Here is a 26276-nt window from a genome sequence, read left to right as displayed (position 1 = left end):
AAATGATCGATCATATTAAAGAGCCTTATCTATTAACTCCCGGGCCGCTGACGACTTCCCACGCGACCAAAGCCGCCATGCTGCGCGACTGGGGCTCCTGGGATGATGGCTTTAACCAGGTAACGGTCGACATTCGCACCCAGTTACTTGCCATGGCCGAGGCGCCAAGCGACGAATACGCCTGCGTGCCCATGCAGGGCAGTGGCACCTTTGCGGTTGAGAGTGCGCTGGCTTGCGCTGCGGATCCCAGCGGCAAAGTACTGGTGCTGATGAACGGTGCCTACGGTAAGCGCGCGGCGCAGTTGCTCCACATGATGGGGCGTCGCTACGTGACGCTGGATAAAGGCGACTATTTGCCACCACAAGCTGATGAAGTCGCAGCACTGTTGCAGCAAGACCTAGAGATTACCGCGGTATTTCTGGTGCACTGTGAAACCAGCTCGGGCATTTTGAACCCGTTAGAAGCCATCGCTGACGTGGTGCACACCCATGGGAAAACCCTCATCGTCGACGCCATGAGCTCCTTTGGCGGCATCCCCATCAGCCTCACAAAAACACCCATCGATGTGCTGGTTTCTTCTGCCAACAAGTGCATCGAAGGCGTGCCGGGCTTTGGCTTTGTGATTATTCGCAAAGCGCTGCTTGTGGCAGGTAAGGGGCGCGCTCACTCGTTGAGTCTGGATCTGCACGACCAGTGGGCGTATATGGAGCGCACCGGCCAGTGGCGCTTTACGCCGCCCACGCATACTGTGGTGGCTTTTCAGGCGGCGCTTGCCCAGCACCGGGAAGAGGGCGGCGTGCCGGGGCGCTGCGCGCGCTATACCCGCAACCGCGATGCCCTGGTCAACGGTATGCGGGCGCTAGGCTTCAATACGTTGCTGGAAGACGAATGGCTATCGCCGATTATCACGACCTTTTTAAGTCCCCCCGACCCCGCCTTTGAATTTAATACCTTCTATGCGGCGCTCAAGGAGCGCGGTTTTTTGATCTATCCCGGCAAGCTGACCGAGGTCGAAAGCTTTCGCATCGGCTGCATTGGTCAGCTAGGCACCACGGTGATCGCCGAACTGCTACGCGCCATTCAAGAGGCGCTAGCGGATATGGATGTCTCGCTCATAACTGACCTATCTTCACAATCCGGGAGCGCCTAATGCAGTATCAAACTCCTCAACATCTTCAAGCGGTTATCTGTGATTGGGCAGGCACGCTGGTCGACTTTGGCTCCTTTGCGCCGACCCAGATCTTTGTCGAAGCGTTCGCTGAGCTGGGTGTGGCGATTAGCCTGGAAGAAGCCCGCGGCCCCATGGGTATGGGTAAGTGGGATCATATTCGCACTCTCTGTAATCATCCGGAGATCGCTGAACGCTTTGTTCGGGCGGTCGGCCATGCGCCTTCCGATGACGATGTTACGGCGCTTTACGAGCGGTTTATGCCCCTGCAAATCGCCAAGATTGCCGACCACTCGGCGGTGATTCCCGGTGCGCTCGACACCTTAACGACGCTGCGCGCCCAGGGGCTGAAAATCGGTTCCTGCTCCGGCTACCCGGCGGTGGTGATGGAAAAAGTGGTCGCCCTGGCGGCGGATAACGGCCTGCACGTCGATCATGTCGTCGCCACCGATGACGTACCCAATGGCCGTCCGCATCCCGCCCAGGCGCTGGCCAATGTGATTGCCCTGGGCGTCAGCGATGTGGCTGCCTGTATTAAAGTCGACGATACCACGCCGGGCATTCTTGAAGGGCGAAGCGCGGGTATGTGGACGGTGGCACTTACCTGCTCAGGCAATGCGCTAGGACTGACGCATAAACAGTACCAATCGCTGAGTCAATCAGAGCGCCAAGCGGCCCATGAGCGCGTCGCTGCCCAGTTCGCTCCTTCGCAACCCCACTACTGCATTGAGACCATTGCCGAGCTACCCAGCGTGGTCGATACCATCAATACACGTCTTCAACAGGGAGAGCGTCCTTGAGTCCAGCCGCGCTTGCTCTGGTGCTGGTCTCGGTATGCATGCACGCCGCATGGAACGTGCTGGGCAAACGCAATGCGCCGTCGTTAGCCTCTTTTGCGCTGGCTTACGGGGCGGGCGGGACTGTACTGATTCCTCTGCTATGGTTGGGGCCATCGCTGAGCGCGCTACCCATTGCCTTCTGGGGCTGGCTGGCGCTCTCTGGACTGTGCCAAATGCTCTATATGGGCGGCCTGGCCTGGGCTTACGCCAGGGGGGACGTCAGCGTGCTTTACCCCATCGCCCGGGCACTGCCGGTGGTGCTGGTGCCGCTGGTCTCCATTGCGCTCTTGGGCAGCCGCGTGTTGGATCGCTGGGACGGCCTAGGCATGGTGCTAGTGGTGGCAGGGGCCCTCTGCCTGCCGCTTAGCCACCCCGAGGCGCGCAGGTTATCTACTTATCTCACCCCGGCCATGGGGTTTGCGCTGCTGGCCGCGGCGGGCACGGTGGGCTATTCGCTAATCGATAAGCAGGCGCTGGGGCTGATGCAGGGAGCAGGACATAGTGGGTTAACCGCCGGGGCAGTGTTCATGGTGCTGCAAGCGCTGATGACGCTAACCTGGGCGGTACCCCTGCTGGCAATGCTGCCGGCAGAGCGCCGCCGCCTGCCTGCACTGCGCCAGCAGGGACTTGCCATGCTAGTCGCCACCGGACTGATGATGACCAGCACTTACGGCCTGGTATTAATCGCCTTGGCGCTTACCGACGAGGTGAGTTATGTGGTAGCGCTGCGCCAGCTCTCCATTCCAGTGGGCGTGCTAATGGGGGTGCTGTGGCTGAAGGAGCCCGCATCCAGGGCAAAAGCCATCGGTACGCTGGTGATGTTGGCGGGGTTGGTGCTGGTGGCGCTTTAGGTCAGCGATACCTATTTCAGTGCCTGCCAAATCAGATTAAAGCCGACCAAGAACATGGCCAGTATTACCAGACGGTAAAACAGCGCTTCGTTGACGCGGCTTTGCAGCCAGAGGCCGTTGCGCACGCCGATCCAGGCGATGGGCACCAGCAGTAGCGACGCCCAGGCGCTGGTGACGTTGATTTCGCCAAGCCACATATAAGGCGCTAACTTGATCACGTTGACCACCGCAAAGGAGACTGCGCAGGTGGCAATAAAGGTCTCTTTAGAGAGTTTGCGCGGCAGCAGGTAGACATTTAGCGGCGGCGCGCCCGCATGGGCCATAAAGCTGGTAAAGCCGCAGACACTGGCGGCGGGCAGCGCCCAACGTGAAGAAATAGGCTTCTTGGCAATGGGCTTCAGCAGCATGTAAGCGGCGAACAGCAAAGTGATAACGCCAAGTGTCAGGCGCAAGCCCTGTTCGCTCAGGCTGTCGAACAGCAGCGTTCCCACTGCCACGCCAATGAATAAGCCCGGTACAAAGCGCCAGACCTCCTTGGCGTCCTGCTTGCCCCACCACGCCTTAACCGCAAACACGTCCATCACCAGTAGCAGCGGCAGCAACAGGCCGGCTGCCTGGGTGGGACTAATTGCCAGCGCCATGAGAGGAACCGACAGCGTGCCGAACCCACCCGCAAAACCGCCTTTGGAAACGCCGGTCAGGTAAACGGAAAACAGGATCAGCAGCCAGGCGATCACGGAGTAGTCGGGGAGCATACGCCTCTCTTGGTTATCAGTTCTCGGGTGTCAGTGGTCAATAAAAAGCCCCGCAGAAGCGGGGCAAGATAGCATAGCATTAGATAAACGTTAGCGGGCAAATTGTCGACCTATTACGCGTTCATTAGCCACTCGTGGTCGGGGTCGTTATGGAATTGCCACGCCCGCTTGGGCCCCGCCATCACATTTAAGTAGTAGAGCGAGTAGCCATGAGCCGCGCCCACTGGGTGGTAGCCTTTGGGTACCAACACACAGCAACCGTTCTCCACCGCCATGGTTTCATCAAGGCTGCGGTCATCGGTGTAAACGCGCTGGAAGGCGAACCCTTGGGCAGGGTTGATACGGTGGTAGTAAGTCTCTTCCAGCAGCGACTCGTGGGGTAAGTTATCCACATCGTGTTTGTGGGGCGGGTAGCTCGACCAGTTACCCGCAGGTGTGAATACTTCGACTACTAATAGGCTATCGGCGGGCTCGGTTTCCGGCAGGATGTCGTGCACATGGCGGGTATTGGTGCCCTGACCACGGGTGCTCTGCTTGATGTTGTCAGGCGTGATGAGCCGTGGGGCATGGTTGCCATGCCCAGGGGCGGCGCACACCGCTAGCTCTAAATCCGTTGTCGCTTCCACCGCGTAGCTAACCCCATTGGGCAGATAAACCGCGTAAGGCGGAATCTGTTCAAAGATATCCATACGCTGGCCGATATCTTCAAAGCGGTGCTCGCCGCAGGTTACCATGGCGCGCCCGGTGAGCAGCACCAAGCACACTTCCTGGTTATCGCTGCTGGCCTCCAGGCGCTGACCTTTGGCAAGTTTGTGCACCCGAAAGCCAACGTGCGTCCAGCCAGCCGATATTGGGGTAACGTCAATCACGGTGCCTTGGGCATCTGGGGCGGTGGGGCGTACCAGTAGGGATGACATAGTTCCTCCAATTTCAACTGCGTGTTGGCAGTAGGGATAAGTAAAATATTAAGCAGTTTTTAAACGACGACGCTGACGATACTGATCTACGACCACTGCCGCGACGATAATGGCGCCTTTCACGATGTCCTGGTAGTAAGCATCGACCCCCAAAAAGGTGAAGCCGCTTAGCATTACACCTAAAATGAGTGCGCCGATGACGGTGCCCGCAATGCGACCCACCCCGCCCGCTAGGCTGGTGCCGCCGATGACGGCGGCTGCAATGGCATCAAGCTCGTACATCAATCCCATGCCCGCCTGGCCGGTACCCGCGCGAGCTGATGCCACGACACCGGCCAGACCTGCCAGCAGGCCAGCAATGGCATACACCATGATGAGGTGGCGCCGCACATTAATACCGGAGACACGGGCTGCCTGGGGGTTGGCACCGATGGCGTAAGTGTATTTGCCATAGCGGGTGTACTTCAGCGCGATATGGAAGAGCACAGCTACCGCCAGGAAAATGATCACAGGGTTGGCCCCTGAACCAATCCAGGTGAATTGATCGGTAAGCATGCTCACCGGCTGGCCATCGGTATAAGCGCGAGCCATACCCCGCGCACTCACCATCATGCCCAAGGTGGCGATGAAGGGGGGAATCAAGGCAAAAGCTATTAAGGCGCCATTGATCAAGCCTGCCAGGGCGCCGATCAAGAGCCCGGCCAATAAGGGTAATACCCAGGGTAGATCGGTGAGTGCCGGGTAGACAGCGCGCAGATAGTCTGACTGTTGAGCAAAACTGGCGGTAACCATTGCCGTCAATGCAAGTACCGACCCGGACGAAAGGTCAATGCCGCCAGTGATGATGACCTGGGTAACCCCGATAGCGATAATGCCGATAATCGACATCTGAAGAATCATGATCAGCAGGCGTTGCGGATTCATCAGGAAAGAGTCGCCACGTACGATCCAGCCTAGAATCTCAAACAGTATTGCAATACCCACCAAGACAAGAAAGATGCTGACTTCGGTGGGAATCTTTTTCTTGCGTTTCTTGGCCACCTCCAGGTGGTCGGTGGCTTCCATTGTATTGTTCATTGTTTTCTACCTCGTTAGTACCCGTTGTCGGGAAGGTGATCAGGCTTCGACGACCGGTGGTGCCACCGGTGATGAGGCTAGCTCCATGATATTGACTTGGTTGGCCTCACTGCGGTCGAGGAAGCCTGTCACTCTGCCTTGGTGCATCACCATAATGCGGTCGCTCATGCCTAACACTTCTGGCAGTTCGGAAGAGATCATGATCACTGCCACACCTTGCTTGACCAGCTCGGTGATTAATTTGTGAATTTCGGCTTTTGCCCCGACGTCTACCCCGCGGGTGGGCTCGTCCAAAATCAAGATGCGCGGCTTGGTCATCAGCCAGCGGCCGATCAGTACTTTTTGCTGGTTGCCGCCGGAGAGGTTGCCGATGCGTTCTTCCATGGAAGGGGTTTTGACGCTTAGGCGTTCCTTCATTGCGTCGCACTCTTGGTCGAGCCGACTCTGCTCAACGAACGTGCCGCGGGTATAACCGTCTCGCAATACGGCCATTTCCATGTTCTCTTCGACCGAAAGGCCAAGAAACAAGCCTGTTTCCTTACGATCTTCAGTGAGTAACGCCAAGCCGCGCAGCATTGCCTGATGGGGTGAACTGATGACGTGCTTTTTGCCATCAATGGCAATGCTGCCTGAGGTGGGAGGGGTCACGCCGAACAGCGTCTCGGCAATATTGGTGCGGCCAGAACCTACCAGGCCTGCTAGGCCAAGGATCTCTCCTGCACGTACCTGAAAGCTGATGTCTTCAAAGACCCCCTCTAAGCAGAGGTTATGTACCGACAGCACTACATCACCGATGGGCACATCTTCTTTGGGGAACATTTGAGTGACCTCACGTCCAACCATCAGCTTGATGATCTCGTTGGATGTCATATCGCTTGCTGCAGCGGAATAAATGAACTGACCGTCACGGAACACCGAAATATCGTCAGCGATCTCGAACACTTCATCCATCTTGTGAGTGATGTAGATAATGCCTTTGCCCTGCGCCCGCAGGTCAGAGATAATTCTGAAAAGGTGCTCCACTTCGCGGTCAGCTAGTGAAGAGGTCGGTTCGTCCATGATGAGTACGTCGGATTCATATGAGACTGCCTTGGCAATCTCAATCATCTGACGGCCAGCGACGGTGAGCTTTCGCACCTCCATTTCTGGATCCATGTCGATGCCCAGACGCTCAAAAAGTGCCTCGGTCATCTGGTTCATTTTGTCGTGGTTAATCATGCCAAACGCATTGAGCGGCTCACGACGAATCCAAATGTTTTCGGCGATAGTCATGAATGGCATCAGGTTAAGCTCCTGATGGATCATGGCAATCCCGGCTTCCAGTGCGTCCAACGGGCCCTGCAACGTCAACGGCTGGCCCTTTAAACGAACCTCTCCTTGATCGGGAATATAGACGCCAGCGATGATTTTCATCAGGGTCGACTTGCCTGCACCATTTTCACCCATCAGGGCATGTACGGTGCCTGGACGAACTTTTAGTTGGACATTGTCCAGTGCTACTACACCGGGAAACGCCTTTCGGACATCGGCTACTTCAAGAATGAACTCGGCGCTATCGGGAGTCAGGTTTTCTGCGGTCATTGACGCCATGCTGGTTTCTCCTGAAACATCAAGGCAGACTCGCCATTTGGCGAGCCTAACGCCTCATTGATTGGCAAGAAATTCTTCAAGCGTCTCGGGGGTGACCAGTTGGAAAGGCACCATCGTGGTTTTCTCGACCTCATTACCTTCGGCTAGATCGATGGCTGCCTTCACCGCACCACCGCCCTGGCCGACCGGATCCTGGAAGACTGTGACGGCCAGTTCGCCGCTTTGCATGGACTCGAGTCCATCACGAGTGGCATCGATACCCCCTACTAGGATCTCTTCAGGGCTGATCCCCAACTGGCGCATGGCGTTGAGGGCGCCAATCGCCATCTCATCGTTGTTGGCAGCGATGGCATCAATTTGCTGGCCGCCAACGATCCAGTTGGTCATAAGATCGATGGCTTCAGTGCGCTGATAATCTGCGGGTTGTTCTGCGATGATCTCAATACCCGGATACTCGGCAGCGACTTCCTTGACGCCGTTGGTACGTTTATGTGTAGCTCCAGATGCAAGGTTCCCCAACATGATGGCAACGTTACCTTCGCCACCAAGCATCTCGGCTAGTGCCTCCATCTGGAGAGTGCCCGCACGTTTTTGTTCTGAGCCGACAAAAACCACGCCGTCATTATCTAAGTCATCCCCTTCGGGTTCACGGTTTACATACACTAAGGGAATGTTCTGCAGTACGGCTTCTCCTGTCATGCGTGATGTTGCTGCCGTATCAACGGGATTAATAATGATGGCATCCACTCCTTGAGCAGCAAGGCTTTGTACTTGGCTAAGCTGACGGCCAATATCCTCTTGAGCATCCAGAAACTGGATATCGTAACCCTGCGCTTCGGCTTCGGCTTCCATCGCCTGACGCATAGAGGTAAGGAAGTTATCATCGAAACGGGCGATGGAGACGCCGATAGATTGAGCCATGGCAGTGGTGCAAGTGGCTGCGAGGGCGGCGCCAAGTAGAAGGCGTTTCATAGGTATTCTCCTGAGTATTATTGTTGTGATTGTGATCACCATTTCGGATGCGGCAATTAAGAGTGCGCATATCCTATGTATGGAATTTAGATTCTATTTGCGCCAAAAGCAAAATTTTAATTCCATACTTTGGTATAAATGGAATATTTGTTTCTTTCGCCAGGAGAGCGATTGATTTCTAGAAAAGCTAAATATTTCCGCTGTGTAACCGTGGTGCAAAAGCCAAGGAAGGGGGGCTTCGAGGACTGATAGGCCTGCTGCATCTGGCTAAGCAGGCACTCTTCAAGTGGGAGAAAGGGGAGTGGTCGGTATCGATAGCAGCAGCGATTAAGGCTGGTCAGGTTGATTGCGGCTTTTTTGCAGATCCAACGCTTTGTCCTGGCGAACGCCGAGTGAAATAGCAAGTGTCTGAGTAAGACAAAGCGAGGCGGTCAGTCCTCGAAAACTCTTTACTTCCGCTTCGTGCACTATCAGTGCTACGTCAGACAAGCGCACTAGTGGGCTGAGACTTGAGTCTGTCAAAACCACCAGTGGGATGCCTCTTCGGAGAGCCTCCTCCGCGACATCACGGGATTCTTGAGCGTAAGGGGCGAAGCTGATAACCAGCAATGCGTCATGAGTAGCCACCGCTTTTACCTGCTCGCTGTACATACCGCCAATACCGTTCATCAGAAAGGCGGGTTTCTCTATATGGTGAAGGGCATAGGTCATATAGCTAGCGACCACAAAGCTGCGGCGTGCGCCCATTACATGAATGGCTTGAGCTTTTTCGAAAATATCCAACGCATTCTCCAGGTGATCAGGGTTGATCCGATCAGGGAGCTGTTGGAGTACTTCTTGATTGGCACTGGCAAATTCCCATAGCAGTTGAGTGCTGTCCGGTGTTTCACCTGTGGCTGTGCGTACTGCACGGATGCGTTCGTTGTAATTGGGTAATTCATCAAACAGACGGGCACGAAACAACTGCTGCATCTCTGAGAAGCCTGAAAACCCAAAGTTATTAGAAAACCGAATGAGCGTTGAGGGCGTCACTCCTGCTTGTTGAGCCAACTGAGCAACCGTCGCGAAAGCCACCTCTTGAGGATGATCTAAAAGAAACCGTGCTGTTTGCTGCAAACGACGGCTTAGAGTGGGGTATTCAGCGGTGATCCGCTCTTCTAGTGTTGTAAAACTTTGTGGTACTTGGCTCATAGGGCGCCTGCTAGTCACATTTAATGTTGTCATCGTATATGTGATTCATAGCGTAGTTAAATGGGAATATAAATTCTATAAATGCTTTTCGATAGCACCAAGTAAATCATCACAAATTCATATGAGAGATTTTTGAGCTTAACGGTACTGCTTTGGTCGAATGTGTTGACTAGGATTAGCGTAATAAAAACAATAAATTATTGATTTCATTACTAACGACTTGAGTTGATGCCAAACAATAAAGGAATCGAATATTCTGTATGTTTCCTGTTTGGAATGTATGTTCTATTCTCGTTTTAACGTTGGACATCATTGCTTGGCTAGCCCAACAGCTGAGCTCGTTTTTGTCCTATTTAAGAAAAACAACCAAACCACTCTAATTGGAGACCTCCATGGTGCAGCACTCTATTCAATTCGCGCTGAATCATATGGTTAACCCGCGCTGGACGCCTCAGCAGCTTATCGAAGCCGCCGCTGAAATGGGCGTAGGTGCAGTAGAACTGCGCAACGACGTGGGGGGTAACAGTATCGTTGATCTGGATTCTGCAAGCAGTGCTGGTCAGCGGGCACGAGAATTAGGCATTGAGGTTTTGAGCATTAATGCGCTTTACCCCTTCAACGTTTGGAACGAAGAGCGGGAGGGGCAGGCAGAAACGCTGGCTCAGTGGGTTCATGCAGCGGGTGGACGAGGGTTAGTACTCTGCCCGCTAGTAGACGCCGAGCACCGAGCCAGTGCCGAAGAGCGTAAGGCTGGCCTGGAGCAAGCGTTAACAGCGCTGGATAAAGTACTGGGTCGTTACGACCTACAGGGGTTTGTTGAGCCCCTTGGATTCCCCACCTCCTCGTTGCGGGCTAAAGGCGAAGCGGTAGAGGTCATCCATGCACTTAACCTGTCATCGCGTTTTTCACTAGTACACGACACTTTCCATCATCAAGGCGCCAGTGAGTCTAATGTTTTTGCTGATATGACAGGGTTGGTACATATCTCTGGACTTGAAGATCCCGATGTCACCTTTGAAGGCATGTTAGATGAGCATCGCGTGCTAGTAAGCACTCAAGATCGTCTCGATAACGTAGGACAACTTAAGCGTTTATTAAGCGATGGCTACAACGGGTATGTCTCTTTTGAGCCTTTTGCCACATCGGTACATCAACAGAAAGATCCAGTGGCAACGCTGCGAGACAGTATGGCATTTATTCAGCATCAGCTGGGCTAGCGCTGGCTCTGTTATCGCGCTGTAAGCGCAATAATAAAGACAAGGAGAATTTAATGAAAATCGCCCTCGATCCGCATATGCACCGGCACCTCTCGTTGCCAGACATTTGTCGACTCACTAAAGAGCTTGGTTACGACTATATAGAACTGTCGCCCCGCCCCGATTTCATGGTGTGGTGGACTCGGCCGCGTGCTTATCCTGAGGCTATCAGGTCATTTAAAAAAGCCATGAAAGAGCATGATGTTGGCCTTGCCACCATGCAGCCGATGTATCGATGGTCTAGCCCCTATCGCGATGAATGGGAAATGGCCATGGATAACTGGAAAAGAATTATCGAAGTGGCGGTAGAGCTTGATAATCCACTGCTGATTTCCGAATTCGGGCGCGGCGGTTCAGTGGAGCGTTCTCAGGCAGACCGAGCAGGGCTCCATACTCCAGAAGCGTGCGAAAACGCCTTTTGGCGCTCGATGGATGTATTGGTACCCATTCTTGAGCGCGAAGGATTAACGCTGAGCATTGAGCCTCATCCTGAAGACTGGATTGAGACAATGGAGCCGGCGGTGGAAATCATTAAAACCATTAACTCACCTGCTATTAAAAGCTCCTATATTGCCCCCCATAGCTTTTTTTACGGTGACGACTTGGCGACCACCATCCGTGCCACCAAGGGTGAGTTAGTTCACGCCCGTGTCGCTGATACGTTTAACCACAAAGCTTCTTCGGAGTTGCGCTATATCGTTAACCCCCCTGGTTCTACTGCCCGAGTCCATCAGCACCTGGATATGGGGGAGGGAGAAATAGACTGGGACGTTTTCTTCAAAACCCTGCATGAAATTGGCTTTGATGGTGTGCTCTCCAGCTGTGTATTCGGTTGGGAAGAGCGAGCTGAAGCCTCCAATCGTTTTATGCGTGGTGAGATTCAACGTTACGTCGACAAATACTGGAAATAATAAGGAAAACAATTATGTCCGTAAAAATAGGAATTATCGGCACCGGCATGATCGGGGAAGAACATGCCCGTCGTATTACCCAACAGTTGACCGGCGGTCAGATTGTCGCGGTTACTGACGTTAACCTTGATCAGGCCAAAGCAGTGGTGGAACGGTTGGGCGTCGAGGCGCAGGTTTATGAAGATGGTCAGGCGCTGATTAGCGCCGAAAGTGTTGATGCGGTGATGGTTACTTCATGGGGCCCTACCCACGAAGAGTATGTATTGGCCGCTATTAAAGCCGGTAAGCCGGTCTTTTGCGAGAAACCTTTGGCGACCACTGCTGAGGGCTGTCGACATATCATTGATGCGGAAATAAAGGCCGATAAGCGACTTGTTCAGGTCGGGTTTATGCGCCGCTACGACAGCGGTTACCGGTTGATGAAGGATGCAATTGATAGCAACCGTCTAGGTGAGCCTCTGATTGTTCATGCTGCACATCGCAACCCGGACGTGCCGGAGCGTTACATTACCCCCATGGCGATTCACGACACGCTGATTCATGAATTGGATACGTTCCGCTGGCTGCTGGACGACGATTACAAAAGTGCTCAGGTACTATTCCCCCGCAAGACGCGCCATGCTCACAGCAAGGTTGAAGACCCTCAGATCGTGCTGCTTGAGACCGTCAAAGGCGTGCGAATTGACGTCGAAGTGTTTGTGAACTGCAAGTACGGTTATGACATTCAATGTGACGTTGTGGGTGAAGAGGGTATTGCCCGACTGCCAGAACCTCAATCACTGCAGCTTCGCCAGGCTGGCCAGCTCTCCAATGAGATTCTCATGGATTGGAAAAACGTTTCGGTGAGGCATTTGATGTCGAGCTGCAAGCCTTCATTGATGGCGTAGCCACTGGTGAATTGAAGGGGCCCTCATCCTGGGACGGCTATGCGGCCGCCATCGCGGGCGATGTGTGTGTCAAAGCACAGGAAAGCGGCGGTATTGAACAAATTGAGATGCCAGAGCGACCGGCGTTCTACGCCTAACGGTTCAAACTCCTCATACACGGCTCCGCTGCTCTGCACGGAGCCATTTTTTTTGAGACGTCATATTTTGTCGAATGTACAACCAAAGCATTACGGATTGCACGTTTCAAATATTGATTATTTGGAATATAAATTCTATATTGAAGCGAACCACGCTAATAACAATGTCCATTCCTGAAAATCCACGGCAACGCTGCTTCTCTTTACAAGTGACGCTGGGTTAGGGACTGGCTACACGTAGGATGTGATGCCATGAATAAGACCAAGACACTGGATCTAATCTGCCTCGGTCGAGCGGCTGTTGACTTATACGGCAACCAAGTGGGTAGCCGTTTGGAGGATATGAGCAGCTTTGCCAAGTACCTGGGGGGCTCTTCAGGCAATATCGCTTATGGAACGGCTCGCATGGGGCTGAAAACAGCGATGCTGACGCGCGTCGGTGACGAGCACATGGGCCGCTTCGTGCGCGAAGAGTTGGCCAGAGCCGGTGTCGACACCAGCCACGTCGTCACCGATAAAGAGCGACTCACGGGGATGGTGGTGCTGGGCATTAAAGACCGCGATACGTTTCCGCTGATCTTTTATCGGAATGACTGTGCCGACATGGCCGTTGATAGTGGAGATTTCGATCCTGCCTTTATTGCCTCCAGCAACGCGCTGCTGATTACCGGGACGCACTTCTCGACAGAACAAACCTACACGACCAGTAAAACAGCGATTGAATACGCCAAAGCCGCTGGCACCAAAGTCATTCTGGATATCGACTATCGCCCGGTGCTGTGGGGCTTAACCACGTTGGGTGATGGTGAAACCCGGTTCGTTTCCGATGAAGGCGTTAGCCGCCATTTACAGACGATTCTGCCTGACCTCGATTTAGTGGTAGGCACCGAAGAAGAGGTGCATATCGCGGGCAACAGTACCGATACTCTTACAGCACTGAAGCGTATTCGCGAACTCACGGATGCCACCATCGTGCTCAAACTGGGAGCTCAGGGGTGTACGGTGCTCGACGGGGTTATCCCCGATAGCGAAGAAGACTTCGTGGTGCACACTGGGGTGCGCGTCGATGTACTGAATGTATTGGGTGCAGGCGATGCCTTTATGAGCGGTTTCTTGCGAGGCTGGCTGCGTAATGAACCTCATGAACGCAGCTGCGCATATGCCAACGCTTGTGGTGCTCTGGTGGTCTCCCGCCACGGCTGCGCGCCGGCGATCCCCAGTGCCGAAGAGCTTGACGATTACCTCTCCAGAGCGGAGTCCATTGCCCGTCCAGACCTGGATACCCGGCTTAATTACCTGCACCGTGTGACCACTCAGCGCAACCCCCAGCAGTGGGATGATCTCTGCATCATGGCGTTTGATCACCGCAAACAACTCTTTGATATGGCCCGTGAAGAAGGGGCTGATGTCGCCAGGATTCCTTACCTAAAGCAACTGCTTGTGAAAGCGACAGAGCGCGGTAGTGAGCAATTGGGTAACAGCCGCGTGGGGGTATTGATTGACGATACCTACGGTCAGGATGCGCTTAACGATGTCACCGGGCGAGGCTGGTGGATCGCCCGGCCGGTGGAGCTGCCTAGCTCCCGGCCCATCGAACTGGAAGGTGGGCGCAGTATCGGCTCACGCCTTCAGCAATGGCCGAAGGAACATATCGTCAAGTGCCTTGTTTTCTACCACCCGGAAGATCAAGTGACCCTGCGGCAAGTCCAGGAAAGGCAAGTGATGGAGCTTTATCGCGCCTGCGCTGAGTCGGGCAATGAATTATTGCTGGAAATTATCCCGCCGCGCGACCTGGCTGCTGATGACGATATGTTCATCAATGCGATGCAGCGTTTTTACAATCTGGGTGTGCAGCCCGATTGGTGGAAACTCCCTCCGCAAACACGAGATGGCTGGCAGCGTATTAGTACGTTACTCAAAGCCCGTGCGCCTCACTGCCGCGGTGTTGTGATGCTGGGCTTGGATGCGCCGCTGGATGAGCTTAAAGAGGGATTAATGGATAGTGCCGGCGTCGATGTGTGTAAAGGCTTTGCCGTTGGTCGCACCATCTTTGGTGAGCCAAGCCGCCGCTGGCTTCGTGGCGACTATGACGATGAACAACTGATAGAAGCGGTGCTGGCCAATTATATGACCCTGGTTGATGCCTGGCAGAAGCGTCAGCGCGCGGCCTAGCGCATTCCAGTTTATGACAAGGGTGACAAAGCTATGAATACTATTCGACTCACCATGGCGCAAGCGGTCGTGCGCTATATGCTGGCCCAGAAAGTAGACATTGAGGGCGAGATTAAGCCGCTCTTTCCGGGTGTTTGGGCCATTTTTGGTCACGGCAACGTCGCCGGGCTAGGCGAGGCGCTGTATCAGGCGCGCGAGTATCTGCCAACCTATCGCGCGCACAATGAGCAGGGCATGGCCCATGCCGCCATTGCTTATACCAAAACACTCAATCGTCAGCAGGTAATGGCCTGCACCGCATCGGCGGGCCCAGGCGCGACGAACATGGTCACGGCAGCCGCAGTAGCGCATGTGAACCGCCTGCCTGTGCTCTTCCTGCCAGGGGATACGTTTGCCACGCGCATGCCTGATCCTGTCCTTCAGCAAGTGGAAAACTTCCACGATCACACACTGACCTCTAATGATTGCTTCAAACCGGTCAGCCGGTTTTTTGACCGCATTACGCGGCCCGAGCAACTGCTCACCTCGCTGCCCCAGGCGGTGCGGGTGCTAACGGATCCGGTCGAGTGTGGGCCGGTCACACTGGCGTTGCCTCAAGATATCCAGACGTTCGCCTTTGATTATCCCGAACACTTCTTTGCCGAGAAGGTGCACCGGCAGCGTCGCCAGTCAGCAGATCGCCATGAGTTGGAAAGTGCGGTTCAGCTTATCCGCCAGGCTAAAAAGCCGCTGGTGATGGCAGGGGGCGGCGTGCACTACTCAGGGGCTATAACCGCCCTTGATGCGTGGGTTTCTCGCTACCAGCTACCTGTCGGAGAGACCCAGGCGGGCAAAGGGGCACTACCGTGGGATCACACCCAGAATGTAGGCACGATTGGCGTCACCGGCGGCGCGGCTGCCAACGCCTTGGCGGCTGAAGCGGATCTGATTATTGCCGTCGGTACCCGGCTGGGGGATTTCGCCTCTGGCTCGCGCGCCATGATTAACCCGAATGCCAAGCTGCTAAGCATCAATGTGGCCTCTTTCGATGCGGTTAAGCACAAGGGGCAGGCGCTGGTAGGCGATGCCAAGCTGACCCTTGAGGAACTGATCACTGAGCTCGAGGGTTGGCAGCCAGAGGAGAGCTGGGTTGAGCAAGCCGCTGGACTTCGCGCTGATTGGAACCAGACCGTCGATAAGGTGACCGCCGACCGCGGCAACAACTTGCCCTACGACGCAGAAGTGGTTGGTGCAGTTAACCGCGCGGCGGGCGAGCGCGACATCGTGGTGTGTGCGGCAGGTGGCCTGCCGGGTGAGCTGCAAAAACTCTGGCGTACGCGGTTTGATCGCGGCTATCACATGGAGTACGGCTACTCCTGCATGGGATACGAGTTAGCCGGTGGCGTCGGCGTCAAGATGGCCAAGCCCGACTCTGAAGTGTTTGTGATGGTGGGCGATGGCTCTTACCTGATGCTCAATTCAGAAATTGCCACCTCGGTCATGTTGGGTCACAAGATCGTCGCTGTAGTTCTCGATAACCGTGGCTATGGATGCATCCACCGCCTGCAGCAGTTCTGCGGCGGGCCCGGCTTTAACAACATGCTGGATGACTGCTTGAGCGTTGATGAAGGTGCCCCCAAGACCGACTTCGCAGCGCATGCGGCCGCATTGGGTGCACTCAGCGAGCAGGTCGGCAATATTCAGGAATTAGAACAAGCGCTTGAGCGTGCCAAGGCCGCTGACCGTAGTTACGTGATTGCTATCGATACCGATGGCTCGACCGATACCCAAGACGGTGGTGCCTGGTGGGACGTGGCAGTGCCAGAGGTTTCCGAACGCGCCGAAGTGAATACGGCCCGCGAACGCTATGAGGCGTACAAAGCGCGCCAATTCCAGAATCTTTAAGGCGCTGCCCTCTGCTTATTTGGAAGAACGACCCACTTTTAATAACGACGCAATCTAAATGTGAATAACAACAGTAACGGAGACCGCCATGAGCGTAAGACTCGGTATTAATCCACTTACCTGGACTAACGATGATATGCCCGCATTAGGCGGTGATACACCGTTGGATACCTGCCTTGCCGAAGGTAAGCAGGCAGGCTTTTCGGGCTTCGAGCTAGGCCATAAGTTCCCCCGGGTGCCAGAAAAGCTTGGGCCCATTCTTGAGAAGCACGGCCTCTCGTTAGTCTCAGGCTGGTACAGCAGCGAATTATTGACCCGCAGTGCCGAGGACGAGATTGAAGCACTCAAGCCGCACCTGCACCTGCTCAAATCGCTGGGCGCCAACGTCATGGTGTTCTGTGAAGTGACCCACTGCGTGCACGGCGAGCGTGACACGCCTCTTTCTCACTCGCCGCGCATGAGTGAGGAGGGGTGGAAGACATTTATTCCACGACTTAATCAGGTAGCTGATTACTGCCTGGAGCAGGGGGTGCAAATCGCCTACCACTACCACTTGGGCACAGTGATTGAAACGCCTGATGAGATTGATCGGCTGATGGCCGAAGCCGCTCCTTCGGTTGGGCTGCTGCTGGATACCGGGCACCTGGTGGCAGCGGGCGGCGATCCGGTGGCGTTGCAGAAGAAGTACGCAGATCGCATCAATCATGTGCACTGCAAAGATATCCGCAAAGACGTACTGGCGGACGTGCGTAATCGGGATCTCAGTTTTCTCGACGGCGTGCTGAACGGCATGTTCACCGTGCCGGGCGATGGTTATATCGACTACACCACCTTATTTGAAGGGCTCCGGGAGAGTGACTATTCGGGCTGGATGGTGGTAGAGGCGGAGCAGGATCCTGCCGTGGCCCACCCGCTTACCTACGCTTGTTTAGGGCATGACAATTTACGCCGTTTCTGCGCCGAAGCCCGTTTAACCGTGGATGCGTAAACCGAACACCAAGAGGAGTTGAGCGATGAGTATCTTAGGTAATTTCATCAATGGTCAGGCGGTTGCGAGCCAAAGCGGCCGCACCGCGCCTGTCTATAATCCCGCCACTGGTGAGCAGAGCCTGCAGGTGGCGCTCTCTTCTGCGCAGGAGACCCAGGAAGCCGTGCGCGTTGCCGATGAGGCCTTTGCCACTTGGTCGAAAATGTCTCCGCTTAAGCGCTCGCGTATTCTGTTTAAATTCAAGGCGCTGGTGGAGGAGCACACCGACGAGCTGGCGCGGCTGATTTCCCGAGAGCATGGCAAGGTGTTTTCTGACGCCAAAGGCGAAGTAACCCGTGGCCTGGAAGTGGTCGAGTTTGCCTGTGGCATTCCGCACCTGCAAAAGGGCGAGCACTCCATGAACGTCGGCACCGGCGTAGATAGCTACTCCATGATGCAGTCGCTCGGCGTGTGCGCCGGTATTTCGCCGTTCAACTTCCCGGCAATGGTGCCCATGTGGATGTTCCCCATTGCGCTGGCCTGTGGCAATACCTTTGTCATGAAACCGTCGGAGAAGGATCCCTCCACGCCGATGCGCTTAGCTGAGCTACTGAAAGAGGCGGGCTTACCGGATGGCGTCTTCAACGTCGTCAATGGCGATAAAGAGTCAGTGGATGTACTGCTGACCGATGAGCGTGTTCAAGCCGTCAGCTTTGTGGGGTCTACCCCGATTGCCGAGTACATCTACGCCACGGCATCAAAACATGGCAAGCGTGTTCAGGCGCTGGGCGGTGCCAAGAATCACATGGTGATCATGCCGGATGCCGATCTTGATCAAGCCGTTAGTGCACTGATGGGTGCCGCCTACGGCTCCGCAGGCGAGCGTTGCATGGCCATTTCGGTGGCGGTGCCCGTGGGTGAGGAGACCGCCCAGAAGCTGCGTGAGAAGCTTGAGGCTGAACTCGCGAACCTGCGCGTCGGGCCTGGCCTGGTCGATGGCCCCGATAACGATATGGGCCCACTGGTGACTCGCGATCACCTGGAAAAGGTCAAAGGCTATATCCAAACTGGCGTGGACGAAGGCGCAGAGCTGGTGGTAGATGGCCGCAAAACGGCGGTGGACGGCGCCGGTGATGGTTTCTTTATTGGCGGCACGTTGTTTGATTACGTCAAGCCCGGTATGCGCATTCACTCTGAAGAGATCTTCGGCCCGGTGCTGGCGATTGCCCGCGCGGCAAGTTTCGATGAAGCGGTCAGCATGGTTAACGCACATGAGTATGGCAACGGCACAGCGATCTTTACCCGTGATGGGGATGCCGCGCGCCAATACTGCGAGCAGATTCAGGTCGGCATGGTCGGCGTCAACGTCCCTATTCCCGTGCCCATGGCGTTCCACAGCTTTGGCGGTTGGAAGCGCTCGTTGTTCGGCCCGCTGCATATGCATGGCCCCGATGGCGTGCGTTTCTACACGCGGATGAAGACCATTACCCAGCGCTGGCCCAGCGGTATCCGTGAAGAGACCAATCACTTCACTATGCCCACGCTTTAATTTTTTCTTCATTTACATTGCGCCGTTCCCTATTGGTTCGGCGTTCTTTTGAATCCGCTCTTACGTTTCTAATTATTTATCTCACTCGTAACAAGATAAGCGGCGAAGCAGTGAGCAATGTATCCAGCCTAAATGGAACGCTTTTTCAACATTGAAAGCGTGTGAAGTCTGTCTAGACGACTAAAGTATAGAATAAATAATTTGAGTTCAGTCTTTATAGAATATATGTTCTATAAATAGGGTAAATCAATTCGTAAATATCAATAACAATGAATACAAAACGTATGTACGAGGAAACTCGGTATGAAAACGACTAAGTACAATCTAAGGTACCTACTGACAATATGTGGTGTTGCCGCGTTAGGTGGCCTTTTGTTTGGTTATGACACGGCGGTAATTTCGGGTGCTATTGGGCCAATACAGCGTTATTTTGACCTTAGCTCGTTTGAGACGGGATGGGCGGTTTCCAATGTGGCAATTGGCTGTATTATAGGTGCCTTTGCATCGGGTGTTGTTGCGGCTCGGCTGGGTCGCAAAAAGACGCTAATAATTGCCGCTTTATTGTTTACTATTTCAGCGATTGGCGCCGCCTTAGCGACCACTTTTTATTGGTTTATTGTCTATCGCTTCATTGGCGGTATTGCTGTTGGCATTGCCTCGGCGGTTTCACCGATGTACATGAGCGAGGTATCGCCGAAGAGCCTCCGAGGCCGTGCGCTTAGTATGCAGAATATTGCTATTGTATTCGGGCAGGTTGTGATATTTGTAGTCAACTATCTGATTGCTAAAGGCGCAACCGATGCATGGCTAACCGAGGCGGGTTGGCGTGTAATGATTGGTTCAGAGGTTTTGCCCTGCATACTGTTCTGTCTGATTGTGTTTTTTATTCCAGAGTCCCCGCGCTGGTTGGTTATGAAGGGCCGTGATCAAGAAGCGCTGAAAACCTTAAGCCGCATTGGGGGGCCAGATTATGCTAAAAGCGTTCTTGTGGAAGTGCATGAGTCGTTGGAAAGTGATCGGTTACGTCGCCAGCAGGCTGACCGAAAAAGCGATTTGATTCGTGATCGTCGCTTTTGGTTTATTGCAGCTATTGCCTGTTTAATTGCGTTCTTCCAACAGGCTAGCGGCGTTAACGTGATGATGTACTTCGCCCCGGTAGTTCTCGGTGATGTCACCGGTAATACCGAGGTCGCTATGTTTCTTACTATTTGGATCGGCGTTGTCCAATTAATTGGCAACCTGATTGGCATGATGCTAATGGATAAAGTTGGTCGTGTACCGCTGTTCCGAGTTGGCACTCTCGGCTGTGTCTTTGGCTTACTGGTAACATCTTTCTTCCTCTATCGATCGGCTGGTCTTAGCGGAGATGCCGCTATTGTTCAGGGATGTCTCACTTTAGCAGGAATGTTGATTTTTATGCTGTTTTTTGCGTTTTCCTGGGCGCTGGGGGCGTGGATTATCGTTTCGGAAATATTCCCTAATAGAATGCGTGCATTTGGCATGTCGCTATCGGTTACTGTACTTTGGATAAGCAACTTCTTAATTGGCCAAGGCTTCCCTGTGTTAAACCAGAATGCTTGGCTGAACGAACAGTTTCATGGGGCTTTCCCAATGTGGATATTCGCTGGTTTGATGGCGCTGGCTTATTTGTTTATTCGTCGCTTTCTGCCAGAAACTAACGGGGTTGCCTTGGAACATATGGAAGACCATGTGTTGGCTAAGCGTAGCGGTATCAGCAACCAACATCGCGTCAATAATCAAACCTTTGCAGAAGCTGTTCGCTAAATCAAAAGTTATAACGCGGGGCAATAACTGCCCCGCTCATTTAATGGGATTGACGGATGATCAATTCTCCAGGTAAGAGAAGCGGGCGGGACGTTTCCCCTTCCTCCATCTAGACACCGAATTGCCTCGTCAACCAACTGCTTTAATGGTTGCCGGTAGGTGGTTAGTGCGTAGTGAGGAGAGGATGCTTCAGCTATATCGTCAAGCCCACAATACCGATTCTGTTTGAGTTTCCTCTATTATGCAGCGCGTCAATCGCACAGGAAGCAAGAATATCGTTTTCACAAAATAGGGCTTCAATACGGAGACTCGGCGGTCTCAATGACCAAGTGAGTCAGGTGTTGCACTTGGTCATTGAGACCGCCCTGTTTGGGTGCCTTTTGAGTGGGTAATACCTGATAACCTAGATGAATACATCGGACGTAACTAAGTTCTTGTCGCCAGTGGCATGGGTCAGGTGCCCATGCTTCTGCTTGGGTGCCTGATGTTAGATTTGGCGCATTGAAGCCTGCACAAAATAGAGACATCTTGCTTGATGCTTTAAAATCGCAAGAATATGTAGTAGTGGCAGTGGGTAATTCCTGTTTTATTGTTAAGTGTTTGATTTATAGAAATGAATTTATTTGATGAGAAGTTAACAATAACAAGAAAGTGACAGTGAGTGCTGTGAATAACTGTTTTAATAAGGCCTGAATCAGAACCGCCATATATAAAAATAACCGTATAGGAGGCACTTGATGAGCATGCAAATCGCTAGCGCGCCTTGTTGTTGGGGCGTCGACGACGTTAATAACCCGAATTTACCACCCTGGCAGAAAGTGTTGGATGAGGCCGCGCAAGCGGGCTACCAGGGCCTAGAACTTGGGCCTTACGGCTACTTGCCACTAGCTCAAGGGCACCTTGGAGAAATGCTTGAGGAACGTGGCTTGAAAGTTGTCGCGGGTACTATTTTTGATGACCTAGTTGACCCCGCCAATCGAAATAACCTTATTCGTCAGACTCATGAAATTTGTACCTTCCTGAAACAGCTTCCAAAGCTACCAAGTCAGCCAGGCAAAGACTACCCTGCACCCTACTTGGTATTGATCGACCATGTTCATGATGAGCGCAGTCTATATGCGGGCCACTCCGATAAAGCGCCGCGTCTAGATAATGTGCAGTGGGACACCCTCATGGATCATATTCGCATCATTGCTGAGCTAGCTAGCCGCGAGTATGGCATCCGAGCCGTCATTCATCCCCATGCTGGAGGGTACATCGAGTTTGAGGATGAAATACTGCAATTGATGGCAGATATTTCCTATGACACCGCTGGATTGTGCCTGGATACTGGCCATCTCTATTATTCGGGCATGGATCCCGTAACCTGGATTCGCGACCATGCAGACCGAATAGATTATCTGCACTTCAAAGATATTGAGCCAAAAGTCTTTGAAAATGTCATGGCCAGCCAAGTGGACTTTTTTGATGCCTGCGCACGTGGAGTCATGTGTCCGATTGGAGAAGGAGTTATTGACTACGAAGCTATCTATCAACTCCTTCAAGAGATTGGTTATCAAGGCTATATCACGATTGAGCAGGAGCGTGACCCTCGCGATGCCGATGGTAGCCTCGCCGACGTTACAGCCAGCTTAGAGTATTTGAAACGCCGGGGCTTTCAGAACGAGTTTTGATGACAGGATACAAAACCATGATACAGGGTGATACAAAAGTGACTGCGCCAGTTCGTTGGGCGATGGTGGGCGGCGGTCAGGGAAGTCAGATCGGCTATATCCATCGTTGTGCAGCGCTGCGCGACAATAGCTTTCAACTGGTGGCTGGTGCATTCGACATCGACCCAGCAAGGGGGCGTGAGTTTGGCGTGTCGCTGCGGGTGGACTCCGAGCGTTGCTACCCAGACTACCAGACGCTGTTTGCCGAGGAGGCTAAACGAGAGGACGGTATTCAGGCAGTTTCCATCGCAACACCCAATAACACCCACTTCGCCATCTGCAAGGCGGCGCTGGAGGCTGGCTTGCACGTGGTTTGTGAGAAGCCTCTATGCTTCAATGTAACAGAGGCAGAAGAGCTTCGGGCGTTGGCTATAGAGAACCGCTGCATTGTAGGTGTTACCTATGGTTATGCGGGCCACCAGCTGGTGCGCCAAGCCCGGGAGATGATCGCCAACGGGGATCTCGGTGATATTCGCATGGTACATATGCAGTTTGCTCATGGCTTCCACAGCGAAGCTGTTGAGAATGCGAGCCCCAGCACTCGTTGGCGGGTCGACCCTCGCTACGCCGGGCCCAGCTATGTGCTAGGTGATTTGGCAACTCACCCGTATTACATTGCAGAAATGATGTTGCCAGAGCTTCGCATCAAAAGGTTGCTTTGTTCTCGGCAAAGTTTTGTCGCCAGCCGGGCACCGCTTGAGGATAACGCTTACGTACTTATGGAATATGAAGGTGGTGCTATGGGGCATTTGTGGGCTTCGGCAGTCAACGCTGGCTCCATGCATGGGCAGAAAGTGCGGGTTATTGGGTCTCGAGCAAGTATCGAATGGTGGGATGAGCATCCCAACCAGCTGCGTTACGAAGTGCAAGGTGAACCTGTGCGTCTCCTCGAACGAGGCATGGAGTATCTCTATCCTCAAGCGCGGGAGGATGATCGCATTGGTGCTGGTCATCCGGAAGGTTTATTTGAAGCGTGGGCTAACCTCTACTATCGCTTTGCTCTCGCTATGGAGGCGATGGAACGTGATGATGTGGCTGGTGTTGAAGCGCTTGGTGTGCCGGGTATTGATGCAGGATTAGAAGGCGTGCGTTGGGTAGAGAATTGCGTGCGTTCTGCCGATGCTGGAGCGACTTGGGTCGATTATTTCTGAATTAGCTAGAGTTTGAAGTTACCTTGAGCTACTAGGTTATATTTTAATACCGTTAAGAATAAGGCTAACATCGTGATTCAACGCTTTATGAAACCTACCCATAGTAGCTCTGTGGTGGTTGAACAGCCCGGTGAGTTGCTCTATATGTGTATGGTTGAAGGCAAGCAGAGTGAGATGCCGCGAACAATGCATCGCCATAACAACTGTACAGAAATCGTTTTTATCAGCGAAGGGCAGGGAGTCCATATAATTGGCGGCCAGAAGTATACTACCCAAGACGGCGACGTGCTGATTTATAACAGTGGTACATTACATGATGAGGCTGCTCAGCCAAGCGTCGGTCTTGTGGCCTATTGTTGTGGTTTTCAAGGGCTTAAACTTCGGGGGCTACCTGCCAACCATCTAATATCTGCGCAGGATCAACCTGTGCTTGGCAGCGGCGAGCATTACGATTCGATTAAAAGTTTGATGCAGTTGCTATATGACCAGGTCGAAGCTAGTAGAAATGCTGATATTTGTCATCATTTGTTGCAAGCTTTGATTCAGTTAGTAAGCCGTATGAGGGGGCAATCTTACGCGCAGCTTAATATCCTAGATTACGACCTTGGACAGGAAGTGAGACGCTTTATTGATGAGAAATATGCTGACGAGCTTGATCTCCAGACTCTTGCTAAGCGGTTTAAAGTAAGTCGCTATCACCTTGCTCACTGCTTCAAGGCCTCGGTGGGCTGCTCACCTATACACTATATGATTCGGCGCCGAATGGGAGAAGCGCAGACTCTCCTTATTAATACAAGTCTGAGTATTACCGAAGTAGCCGAGCAGGTTGGTTATCATTATCCCAGCTACTTTAATACTGCTTTCAAGAAGGTTGTCGGAGTGACGCCCGGTGGCTATAGAAACCATTACTTAAAGTGAAAGAGTTTTGGGCTTTCCTGCTTGGCCTTATCAGCAGTATTCCTGTGGTTAAGTGGTTCTTCCCATTCACGCATTCTCATTTCCTCTCTTTAGGTGACCTTTCTCATAGATTAGTATCGCTATCATGGAGTCTGCTTGGGCCCGTAGCAGACGCTCCGGCACCCACTGGAATGAACAAGTCACAAAATAATCAGCGTCGCGAGCCCAAGGAATGATAAAAAGCCAACCACATCGGTAACGGTCGTCAAAATAACCGCACCGGATAACGCGGGATCAATCTGCAGCTTTTTCAACACCATGGGGATGAGTACGCCGGATAAGTTGGCGAGGCTCATATTGATAAAGATGGCCAGGGTGATCACCAGTGTAATCATGGGGTCGCCAAACCAGAGATGGGCAATCAAGCCCACCACTAACGCCCAAACCAGGCCGTTACTCATACCTACCCACATCTCTTTGTTATACAGCCAGCGAACGTTGTTGCCTGCCAGTTGGCCCAGCGCCAGGCCGCGTATAACCACGGTGAGGGTTTGGCTACCGGCAATGCCGCCCATGCTTGCTACCACCGGCATCAAAATGGCCAGCGCCACGATTTGATCCAATACTGCTTCAAATTGGCCGATAACGAATGCAGCTAAAAAAGCCGTTAACAGGTTAATACCCAGCCAAATGCCGCGACTTTTTGCGCTGCGTAAGACGGGTGTAAAGACTTCCTCTTCGTTACTCACACCTGACATGTGTTTCAATGTCATGTCAGCATCTTCTTGGGTAATTTCTAAAACATCGGCAGAGTTTAGTTGCCCTACTAATATCCCATCGCTATCGCAAACGGGCACAAAGTGAAGTTCTTTTGAGCGCAGTAGTGCTGCTGCATCACTAACTTTCATTTGATCATTGAGGGTGAAAAAGTCATCCATATAATCATCAACCACGGCATCTTGTGGTTGTTTGATTAAATCAATCAGGGTCAAAGTGCCGAGTAAACGCTTATCCTTATCGGTAATCATGATCTGCTGCGACTCATCGTCGAGCAAGTGATGAATTCGTATATAGCGCTGCACGGCCTCTAAAGAAACACCTTGCTTTACGTTGACCGTTTCAGGATCCATGTAACGGCCGACTACGTCATCTTCATAGGCGTGAAGATTTTCAACCTGGGCACGAATATCCTGATCCAGGCTGGCGTAAACGCTGGTTTTTATAGCATCGTCAGCAACATCCAGTACTTCCGCAACTTCTTGAGCATCCAAACCTTTAACAATCTGCTCTACGTCGCTGGCCGATAAATCCTCGATGTAGTCAGCACGGATATCTTCATCAACTTCGGCAAGCACTTCACCAATTACATCGTCAGGTACATATTCCCAAAGGAAGTCACGCGTTTTGGCCGGAAAGGATTCAAGTGTTCGCGCAATATCTAAAATATCGAGTTCAGTGAAGAACGCTTGTAGAGCCGCTGTGTCCGAAGTGTCTAACAGCTTTTGTAGATAGAGTAGCTGCTCTTCGTTATTGCTATATTTTTCATCATCGCGCATAGCGTCCGTCCTTTTTGGAAACTAGGTGTTCATGGCAATAAAATTGCAAAC

21 protein-coding genes are annotated in these 26276 nt (G+C 53.0%); 14 read left to right on the top strand and 7 right to left on the bottom strand.

Features of this window, described 5'->3' with window-relative positions:
• Positions 1–2 precede the first annotated feature (2 nt).
• From OM794_RS20030 to OM794_RS20020, 3 genes are read left to right on the top strand one after another with little or no spacing between them, the layout of a single operon-like run.
• Positions 3–1151 (top strand): 2-aminoethylphosphonate--pyruvate transaminase, encoded by a 1149-nt coding sequence (locus tag OM794_RS20030; RefSeq protein ID WP_226246692.1) that lies wholly within the window; start codon positions 3–5, stop codon positions 1149–1151.
• Positions 1151–1969 carry a phosphonoacetaldehyde hydrolase gene (phnX, locus tag OM794_RS20025; protein WP_226246693.1) on the top strand — a complete coding sequence of 273 codons (819 nt, stop codon included), beginning with the start codon at positions 1151–1153 and terminating at the stop codon, positions 1967–1969. Before OM794_RS20030 ends, phnX begins: the two co-directional genes overlap by 1 nt.
• Entirely contained in the window at positions 1966–2859 is an 894-nt protein-coding gene (locus OM794_RS20020; RefSeq protein WP_265153991.1) for an EamA family transporter, read from the top strand. Before phnX ends, OM794_RS20020 begins: the two co-directional genes overlap by 4 nt.
• An 11-nt stretch (positions 2860–2870) precedes the next feature.
• Here OM794_RS20020 and OM794_RS20015 read toward each other — a convergent pair whose 3' ends face one another.
• The 6 genes from OM794_RS20015 to OM794_RS19990 form a co-directional block, all read right to left on the bottom strand.
• The gene (locus OM794_RS20015) at positions 2871–3614 is read right to left on the bottom strand and encodes a sulfite exporter TauE/SafE family protein (protein ID WP_226246696.1); all 744 of its coding nucleotides are present in this window, start codon (positions 3612–3614) and stop codon (positions 2871–2873) included.
• A gap of 113 nt (positions 3615–3727) precedes the next feature.
• A complete protein-coding gene (gene iolB, locus OM794_RS20010; protein ID WP_226246697.1) occupies positions 3728–4531 on the bottom strand; it encodes a 5-deoxy-glucuronate isomerase in 804 nt (267 codons plus the stop codon).
• A gap of 48 nt (positions 4532–4579) precedes the next feature.
• Positions 4580–5608 (bottom strand): ABC transporter permease, encoded by a 1029-nt coding sequence (locus OM794_RS20005; protein ID WP_413229632.1) that lies wholly within the window; start codon positions 5606–5608, stop codon positions 4580–4582.
• A gap of 39 nt (positions 5609–5647) precedes the next feature.
• Complete coding sequence (locus OM794_RS20000) at positions 5648–7198, bottom strand: sugar ABC transporter ATP-binding protein (RefSeq protein WP_226246698.1); 1551 nt, start codon at positions 7196–7198, stop codon at positions 5648–5650.
• Between the two features lie 54 nt (positions 7199–7252).
• Complete coding sequence (locus tag OM794_RS19995) at positions 7253–8170, bottom strand: sugar ABC transporter substrate-binding protein (RefSeq protein ID WP_226246699.1); 918 nt, start codon at positions 8168–8170, stop codon at positions 7253–7255.
• A 327-nt stretch (positions 8171–8497) separates the two neighbouring features.
• On the bottom strand, positions 8498–9361 hold the full coding sequence (locus OM794_RS19990) for a MurR/RpiR family transcriptional regulator (RefSeq protein WP_226246700.1): 864 nt from the start codon (positions 9359–9361) through the stop codon (positions 8498–8500).
• Positions 9362–9753: 392 nt separating this feature from the next.
• On the opposite strand from OM794_RS19990, the gene OM794_RS19985 reads away from it, so the two are divergent.
• The 11 genes from OM794_RS19985 (at position 9754) to OM794_RS19935 (ending at position 24690) form a co-directional block, all read left to right on the top strand.
• Positions 9754–10578 carry a TIM barrel protein gene (locus tag OM794_RS19985; RefSeq protein ID WP_226246701.1) on the top strand — a complete coding sequence of 275 codons (825 nt, stop codon included), beginning with the start codon at positions 9754–9756 and terminating at the stop codon, positions 10576–10578.
• A gap of 53 nt (positions 10579–10631) precedes the next feature.
• Entirely contained in the window at positions 10632–11528 is an 897-nt protein-coding gene (locus OM794_RS19980) for a sugar phosphate isomerase/epimerase family protein (protein WP_226246702.1), read from the top strand.
• Positions 11529–11542: 14 nt separating this feature from the next.
• A complete protein-coding gene (locus OM794_RS19975; RefSeq protein WP_320442893.1) occupies positions 11543–12415 on the top strand; it encodes a Gfo/Idh/MocA family oxidoreductase in 873 nt (290 codons plus the stop codon).
• A gap of 389 nt (positions 12416–12804) precedes the next feature.
• Positions 12805–14724 carry a bifunctional 5-dehydro-2-deoxygluconokinase/5-dehydro-2-deoxyphosphogluconate aldolase gene (locus tag OM794_RS19970; protein WP_226246704.1) on the top strand — a complete coding sequence of 640 codons (1920 nt, stop codon included), beginning with the start codon at positions 12805–12807 and terminating at the stop codon, positions 14722–14724.
• Positions 14725–14757: 33 nt separating this feature from the next.
• The gene (gene iolD, locus OM794_RS19965; RefSeq protein WP_226246705.1) at positions 14758–16608 is read left to right on the top strand and encodes a 3D-(3,5/4)-trihydroxycyclohexane-1,2-dione acylhydrolase (decyclizing); all 1851 of its coding nucleotides are present in this window, start codon (positions 14758–14760) and stop codon (positions 16606–16608) included.
• A gap of 88 nt (positions 16609–16696) precedes the next feature.
• Entirely contained in the window at positions 16697–17596 is a 900-nt protein-coding gene (iolE, locus tag OM794_RS19960; protein WP_226246706.1) for a myo-inosose-2 dehydratase, read from the top strand.
• 25 nt (positions 17597–17621) lie between these two features.
• Positions 17622–19124 carry a CoA-acylating methylmalonate-semialdehyde dehydrogenase gene (locus tag OM794_RS19955; protein WP_226246707.1) on the top strand — a complete coding sequence of 501 codons (1503 nt, stop codon included), beginning with the start codon at positions 17622–17624 and terminating at the stop codon, positions 19122–19124.
• 303 nt (positions 19125–19427) lie between these two features.
• The gene (locus tag OM794_RS19950; RefSeq protein ID WP_226246708.1) at positions 19428–20909 is read left to right on the top strand and encodes a sugar porter family MFS transporter; all 1482 of its coding nucleotides are present in this window, start codon (positions 19428–19430) and stop codon (positions 20907–20909) included.
• 737 nt (positions 20910–21646) lie between these two features.
• Entirely contained in the window at positions 21647–22582 is a 936-nt protein-coding gene (locus OM794_RS19945; protein ID WP_226246709.1) for a TIM barrel protein, read from the top strand.
• Positions 22582–23772 (top strand): Gfo/Idh/MocA family oxidoreductase, encoded by a 1191-nt coding sequence (locus tag OM794_RS19940; RefSeq protein WP_319001044.1) that lies wholly within the window; start codon positions 22582–22584, stop codon positions 23770–23772. Before OM794_RS19945 ends, OM794_RS19940 begins: the two co-directional genes overlap by 1 nt.
• 72 nt (positions 23773–23844) lie before the next feature.
• A complete protein-coding gene (locus OM794_RS19935) occupies positions 23845–24690 on the top strand; it encodes an AraC family transcriptional regulator (protein WP_226246710.1) in 846 nt (281 codons plus the stop codon).
• Between the two features lie 179 nt (positions 24691–24869).
• Here OM794_RS19935 and mgtE read toward each other — a convergent pair whose 3' ends face one another.
• Positions 24870–26225 carry a magnesium transporter gene (gene mgtE, locus OM794_RS19930; protein ID WP_226246711.1) on the bottom strand — a complete coding sequence of 452 codons (1356 nt, stop codon included), beginning with the start codon at positions 26223–26225 and terminating at the stop codon, positions 24870–24872.
• Positions 26226–26276 lie beyond the last annotated feature (51 nt).

It is taken from the genome of Halomonas sp. BDJS001, assembly GCF_026104355.1.
Lineage (GTDB): Bacteria > Pseudomonadota > Gammaproteobacteria > Pseudomonadales > Halomonadaceae > Vreelandella.
This window is presented reverse-complemented; position numbering and strand designations above follow the sequence as displayed.

Coding starts and splice junctions, on each gene's coding strand:
- OM794_RS20030 (WP_226246692.1), top strand. CDS start 3: ATGATCGATCATATTAAAGAGCCTTATCTATTAACTCCCGGGCCGCTG.
- phnX (WP_226246693.1), top strand. CDS start 1,151: ATGCAGTATCAAACTCCTCAACATCTTCAAGCGGTTATCTGTGATTGG.
- OM794_RS20015 (WP_226246696.1), bottom strand. CDS start 3,614: ATGCTCCCCGACTACTCCGTGATCGCCTGGCTGCTGATCCTGTTTTCC.
- iolB (WP_226246697.1), bottom strand. CDS start 4,531: ATGTCATCCCTACTGGTACGCCCCACCGCCCCAGATGCCCAAGGCACC.
- OM794_RS20005 (WP_413229632.1), bottom strand. CDS start 5,608: ATGAACAATACAATGGAAGCCACCGACCACCTGGAGGTGGCCAAGAAA.
- OM794_RS20000 (WP_226246698.1), bottom strand. CDS start 7,198: ATGGCGTCAATGACCGCAGAAAACCTGACTCCCGATAGCGCCGAGTTC.
- OM794_RS19995 (WP_226246699.1), bottom strand. CDS start 8,170: ATGAAACGCCTTCTACTTGGCGCCGCCCTCGCAGCCACTTGCACCACT.
- OM794_RS19990 (WP_226246700.1), bottom strand. CDS start 9,361: ATGAGCCAAGTACCACAAAGTTTTACAACACTAGAAGAGCGGATCACC.
- OM794_RS19985 (WP_226246701.1), top strand. CDS start 9,754: ATGGTGCAGCACTCTATTCAATTCGCGCTGAATCATATGGTTAACCCG.
- OM794_RS19980 (WP_226246702.1), top strand. CDS start 10,632: ATGAAAATCGCCCTCGATCCGCATATGCACCGGCACCTCTCGTTGCCA.
- OM794_RS19975 (WP_320442893.1), top strand. CDS start 11,543: ATGTCCGTAAAAATAGGAATTATCGGCACCGGCATGATCGGGGAAGAA.
- OM794_RS19970 (WP_226246704.1), top strand. CDS start 12,805: ATGAATAAGACCAAGACACTGGATCTAATCTGCCTCGGTCGAGCGGCT.
- iolD (WP_226246705.1), top strand. CDS start 14,758: ATGAATACTATTCGACTCACCATGGCGCAAGCGGTCGTGCGCTATATG.
- iolE (WP_226246706.1), top strand. CDS start 16,697: ATGAGCGTAAGACTCGGTATTAATCCACTTACCTGGACTAACGATGAT.
- OM794_RS19955 (WP_226246707.1), top strand. CDS start 17,622: ATGAGTATCTTAGGTAATTTCATCAATGGTCAGGCGGTTGCGAGCCAA.
- OM794_RS19950 (WP_226246708.1), top strand. CDS start 19,428: ATGAAAACGACTAAGTACAATCTAAGGTACCTACTGACAATATGTGGT.
- OM794_RS19945 (WP_226246709.1), top strand. CDS start 21,647: ATGAGCATGCAAATCGCTAGCGCGCCTTGTTGTTGGGGCGTCGACGAC.
- OM794_RS19940 (WP_319001044.1), top strand. CDS start 22,582: ATGACAGGATACAAAACCATGATACAGGGTGATACAAAAGTGACTGCG.
- mgtE (WP_226246711.1), bottom strand. CDS start 26,225: ATGCGCGATGATGAAAAATATAGCAATAACGAAGAGCAGCTACTCTAT.